Origin of the sequence: Aestuariivirga sp. (genome assembly GCF_044238155.1) — a bacterium.
Taxonomy (GTDB): domain Bacteria; phylum Pseudomonadota; class Alphaproteobacteria; order Rhizobiales; family Aestuariivirgaceae; genus Aestuariivirga.
This window is the reverse complement of record NZ_JBIIDX010000233.1, coordinates 1-2,975: the sequence shown is the minus strand read 5'-3', so window position 1 is coordinate 2,975 and position 2,975 is coordinate 1. Positions and strand designations below refer to the sequence as shown.

Below are 2,975 nucleotides of genomic sequence, written 5' to 3'. Positions count from 1 at the left end.
AACAGGGCTTCTTCCTCATCATGGTGGTGCAGCGCCAGATCGAATTGCAACCAGCCAGCCAGCCGGGCACACAATCGCCGATCGATGTCGTCTGGCAGGCCGTCAGCGATATGCTCAAGCGCATCGCACATTTCGGCTTGCGCCTCATGACACATGGCAATCATGTCCAGCGGATTTCTGGCAGGGCTTCGCGGACGGGGGGTGGCAGGACCAATGGTCATTTGGCAACAGACCCTCTGGATGGCAAGTGGCCAAATCTCGGTGCGCAGGCCTCGCCGAGCCTTGATCCAGGTCAAGCAACAAGATGACCTGCCACGCGTGCTGCCTCCACGGCGGCACGACGAGGCAAAGGTGCGATGGCGCCATAGCCCAGCGTCGAGAGCGCAGCCGCCGTGTTGGCAAAATCAGCCGCCTCGGCAAGTGGTACACCCCGGACGCGCTCGGCCAGCAATGCACCCATGAAGGCGTCCCCGGCCCCGGTTGCGTCAATGGCAGCGACCGGCTTACCAGGCAGTTGAACCGTGCCGGCGGCTGTGCTCAGCACCGCGCCGTCCTGACCCAGCGTGACAATCACTGCCCTCGCGCCAAGGGCTGCGAAATGGCGGCAGATCGCACCAGGCTCGGACAACCCCAGAAGCGCGGTGCAATCTTCCCGGGAGGTCTTCAGGATATCGGCCTGAGCCGCCGCCTGCTCGATAGGCCCGCGCGCCTGTGCCGCAGGCCAAAGCCGAGGCCTGTAGTTGGTATCAAATGAAACTTCCACACCGCGGGACTTTGCAATGCCGATGGCAGCCGCCACCGTCGCTGCCGCCGTGGCGCTGATGGCCAGGCTGATTCCAGACGCATGCAGCACGCGGGCAGATGCAATCTGACGCGGATCAAGCTCGGCGGGCGTGATCAGACTCGCGGCAGAGCCAGCCCGCCTATAGGTGAAGGTGTGGCCTCCTGATCCGTGGGTTACGAAATAGATCCCGGTTGGAGCAGCGGGATCCTCTCGAAGACCAGAGACATCAATCGACTCGCGCTGCATCACCGCCCGGATTTCCTCGGCGAAGATGTCTGCTCCAAGCTTCGTCACGTAGGCGCAGCGGCTGCCAAGGCGGGCAGCGGCGATTGCGACGTTGAGCGTGTCGCCGCCAATTCCTGGAAGATAGTGGCCCTCGGGCTGGCGATTCAGTTCATAGAGCGGCTCGCCCAGGGAAACGAGGTCAAGAATTGCCACGGGCTCAAGCTGCGCCCTGCAGCGCGCCGGGGCCGGGAACAGCAGCGGGCGGGCATTTCCCGGCGATGATCATGCCCAGTACTTCGTCATGGCTGACATCGCTGGTGCGCGCCGTGCCAACAACCCGGCCGTTCTTCATCACGGTCAGCCGGTCAGCAAGATCGAACACGTCGTGCAGGTCGTGACTGATCAGGAAGATTCCGATTCCCTCTGACTTGAGCTGCTTGATGAGTTCGCCCACCTGCGCGGTTTCCTGCGGGCCCAGCGCCGCAGTTGGTTCATCCATGATCAGGATGCGGGCATTGAAGTGAATGGCGCGCGCGATGGCCACAGACTGACGCTGGCCGCCGGATAGAGCCTTCACAGGTTCCTTGAAGCGGCGGAAATTGGGGTTGAGGCGGCCCATGACTTTCCGGCACTCGGCCTCCATGGCGGCGTCATCAAGCGTGCCGAAACGGGTGCGCAGTTCGCGGCCCAGATAGAGATTGGCGGCGGCATCGACATTATCCGCCAGCGCCAGCGTCTGATAAATGGTTTCGATGCCAAGCGCCTTGGCGTCACGCGGGTTGTTGATCTCGACCTTTTCACCATTGATGAAGATCTCGCCGTGATCGCGCGTGTAGGCGCCGGACAATATCTTGATGAGGGTCGATTTGCCGGCACCATTATGCCCAAGAAGACCCACAACCTCGCCAGGATAAAGATCAATCGAGGCATGGTCCACGGCCTTGATGCCGCCGAAGGCGATCGAAATGTCTTTCATTGCAATCAGCGGTGGCCCGGCGTGCTCGCTGCGGGCTGGATGCTTTTGCTGGCTCTTCGAAGTCATCGCTCCCTCCCCTTACTTCACATTGCGCCGATAGACCTGGTCGATCCACACTGCAAACACGAGAACGCAACCCACCACGATATCCTTGGTGGCTGATTCAAAGTTCAACAGGGTCATGCCGGATTGCAGTGACTGCATGACGAGCGCTCCCAGCATGGCGCCATAGATGGTGCCAAGACCACCGGCCAGCGATGTGCCGCCAATGACCGCAGCTGCAATCACATACAGTTCGTCGAACTGGCCAAGCGCATTGGTGGCGGAGTCGAGGCGGGCCGATGAGATCGAGGCAGATACGGCCGACAGCATGCCCATCAGCGTGAACACCAGCACGGTGATCTTGCGCGTATTGATGCCCGCCAGTTCAGCGGCTTCAGGATTGCCACCGATGGCGTAGACATAGCGTCCGAAGCGGGTCCGGTTGGCGAGGAACGTCATGGCAATGCCAATGCCGAGGGCGATCAGAACCGGAATGGAATAACCAAAAGCAATGTCGATGCCCTCAGGCGGAACGGTGATGCCCGTCTGTTGCGCCCAGCGATCAACTACGCCCTTGGGCCAGTAATAGGAATTGACCACCCAGGTGATGCCCAGCACCACAATGCAGCCGACAATCGCCAGAACATATTCAGCCCAAACGGGCCGGAGCGCAAAGTTGAACCGCTTCCTCTGCTTGCGGCCGTTGTAGATGAGCGCCGCGATGGCAGCGCAGATGAGCAGGCCAAGAACCCAGCTTGCCGTTGCGCCAATCGACCCCGGGGTGATGCCGGAAATGCCGCCCCCGATGAGTTTGAAGTTCTTGTCCATGGGCGCAACCGTCTCGCCGCGGATCACCGACCAGGCGGCGCCACGCCAAACAATCAGCCCGCCCAGTGTAACGATGAATGACGGGATGCCGAAATAGGCGATGAGCGCGCCGTGAAAGGC

Annotated in this window: 3 protein-coding genes and 1 pseudogene; all 4 read right to left on the bottom strand. The window is 61.3% G+C overall.

Features of this window, described 5'->3' with window-relative positions; all coding sequences use genetic code 11:
- Positions 1-221, bottom strand: a pseudogene (locus ACILRN_RS16420) (hemerythrin domain-containing protein); the annotation flags it as partial.
- A gap of 71 nt (positions 222-292) precedes the next feature.
- Entirely contained in the window at positions 293-1,222 is a 930-nt protein-coding gene (locus ACILRN_RS16415; protein ID WP_395690038.1) for a sugar kinase, read from the bottom strand.
- A 4-nt stretch (positions 1,223-1,226) separates the two neighbouring features.
- The gene (locus ACILRN_RS16410) at positions 1,227-2,051 is read right to left on the bottom strand and encodes an ATP-binding cassette domain-containing protein (protein WP_395690037.1); all 825 of its coding nucleotides are present in this window, start codon (positions 2,049-2,051) and stop codon (positions 1,227-1,229) included.
- A gap of 12 nt (positions 2,052-2,063) precedes the next feature.
- Positions 2,064-2,975 (bottom strand): sugar ABC transporter permease (locus tag ACILRN_RS16405; RefSeq protein WP_395690036.1); only part of this gene is annotated, 912 nt, incomplete at its 5' end.

Excerpts from the sequence above, each read along its gene's own strand:
- ACILRN_RS16410 (WP_395690037.1), bottom strand. The coding sequence starts at position 2,051 with ATGACTTCGAAGAGCCAGCAAAAGCATCCAGCCCGCAGCGAGCACGCC.